This window comes from Romboutsia sp. 13368 (assembly GCF_018336475.1).
Classification (GTDB): domain Bacteria; phylum Bacillota; class Clostridia; order Peptostreptococcales; family Peptostreptococcaceae; genus Romboutsia.
Genome location: NZ_CP048741.1, coordinates 589,082 through 591,136, shown reverse-complemented (window position 1 = coordinate 591,136; position 2,055 = coordinate 589,082). Strand labels below are relative to the sequence as shown.

Here is a 2,055-nt window from a genome sequence, read left to right as displayed (position 1 = left end):
TACTTGTTTATAATTTTTAAAAAAGACTATAGGTAAATTTGTATTTACACAAACCTACTTATAGCCCATATTTACCTTGTTATTTTCCTTGCTAATGTTGCTGTCCATATCCCCATCATTGTTAATCCTAAAAACATCTCAACACCAGATAAAAATATACTCAAATTTAGTGGGGTTATATCTCCATATCCTACGGTCGTAAATGTAACAGTACTAAAATACAAACAACTCATAAAATCTGTTATCACATTTCTTTGTGGAAATCCATATGAAAAAACCTCTATATAATTTATATCAACTCCATCTATACTAAGTCCTGTAAACATATATAAAACAGCAAATAAAAATATTATTTCTAATGATGTTATGAGTGCATATGTAGGTCTTTCTCCATACCCACATAGTAACCAAAATATTGTTGACTTTATCTTATCTATTCCTGTAAGAGATTTATTTTCAATACACTTAGATAAATAGTAATACTCTGATGCATAATTTATTAAATTATTCTCATGTAGCTTCTTAGCTATACTTTTATATACTTTTGCAGTTTCTTCATAAGACTTTTTATATTTTTTATCTAATTTAATTGTATCTATAAAAGCATATTCATCAAATTTAGTTATATTTTTATCTTCAAATTTTAACTTTTCTATATATGAATTTATAATTTTTAGACCTCTACAATCACAATCACTTATTTGATTATTATCTATAAGCATATTACTAAAAATAGCATTTTCTAAAGTAGATTCTATAAATTTTAAATCACTAATTCTACACTCTTTAAATACACTACTTTCTAAATTACAATTTTTAAATATACTATTTTTAAATATACATTCATCTGAAAATATATTTATATTATTTGATTTATAAAATCTACAATTTTCAAATAGTACATTATCAAATATACATTTTGAAAATATGTTTCCATTAAATATACAATCTTTAAATATTATATCTTTAAATTTACATCTTTTAAAATCGTTATATTCTAATTTAACATAAGAGATTATATTTAAATCCTTGCTTATATGTCCTTTTATGCTTTTATCTTCTATGTTAGCAAATAATATTTTTTGTCTATCTTCTATATTATAATTATCTTCGCTATCTAAAGCTGACTTTCCCCTTATATTATTTTCATATTTTAAAGATTTACTCTTATATAAGTTCAATTGTAAATAATAATTTTTTTTATGATTATTAATTCTATTTTCTAATTCAATATTTATATTTTTCTTTATTTTCTCAATGTTTCTAAGTTGCATCTTCTCCCCTCCTTTGTTAAGTTATACTCTCTATAAAAATTTATATTCTCTAAAACAATAAAATTCCCTACTTTATAGAATACTTGTCTAATTTAATTAATATAACTATAATATATAAATTTATTTATAAAATTTTTAAGGGGGATATAATGGATAATAATATTAATGAACTTAAGAAAAACTTACCTAAAGAGAGTTGCTCTTTTTGTACTCATCTTTCTTTAGATGGTCCAGATGAAAATTTTAAATACAACGTTAAATGTATTATATTTGATACTCTACCTAAATGTAAGAACAATTGTGAATACTTTGAGTCAGAATATAGTGGCATAAATTCTTATGATTTAGATGATATGTATATTAAGTTTTTAGATTCTTGTTTAAGAATGCCTTATTATGAATATAAAAAATCTATACATTGGAAATTATTTAAAGATTATGCATTAAATAGCTTAGAAAATAGATGTTGTAAATGTGGAAATGAAGAAAACTTAGATGTTGTTCATATAACAAAAAATTTAGGAAGAGAAACATTAGATGATGTAGCTATTATGTGCTTTAATTGTATTTATGATTATTAATAATTTTATCTTTATATTTTAAATTACTATAATACAAATTCATATAAGTAAACTTCTATGCTGAATATAATATGCTAACTCATGAAATAATAATAATATATATTATTATTGGGAGGTATATAAAATGACATTAAATTGCTCTGCACATAACTGTATGTACAATAATAGCGGTACTTGCTATGCAGGTAAAATAATTGTAT

General features: G+C 22.0%; 3 protein-coding genes. 2 read left to right on the top strand and 1 reads right to left on the bottom strand.

Annotated features, from left to right (window positions below; translation table 11 throughout):
• Positions 1-71: 71 nt before the first annotated feature.
• Entirely contained in the window at positions 72-1,274 is a 1,203-nt protein-coding gene (locus tag G3997_RS02455; RefSeq protein WP_296647537.1) for a pentapeptide repeat-containing protein, read from the bottom strand.
• Between the two features lie 149 nt (positions 1,275-1,423).
• Here G3997_RS02455 and G3997_RS02450 point away from each other — a divergent pair, with 149 nt between their 5' ends.
• Both G3997_RS02450 and G3997_RS11780 read left to right on the top strand, forming a co-directional pair.
• Complete coding sequence (locus G3997_RS02450; RefSeq protein ID WP_296647534.1) at positions 1,424-1,855, top strand: hypothetical protein; 432 nt, start codon at positions 1,424-1,426, stop codon at positions 1,853-1,855.
• A 124-nt stretch (positions 1,856-1,979) separates the two neighbouring features.
• The coding region (locus G3997_RS11780; protein WP_442971224.1) for a DUF1540 domain-containing protein at positions 1,980-2,055 on the top strand (76 nt) is incomplete at its 3' end.

Excerpts from the sequence above, each read along its gene's own strand:
- G3997_RS02455 (WP_296647537.1), bottom strand. The coding sequence starts at position 1,274 with ATGCAACTTAGAAACATTGAGAAAATAAAGAAAAATATAAATATTGAA.
- G3997_RS02450 (WP_296647534.1), top strand. The coding sequence starts at position 1,424 with ATGGATAATAATATTAATGAACTTAAGAAAAACTTACCTAAAGAGAGT.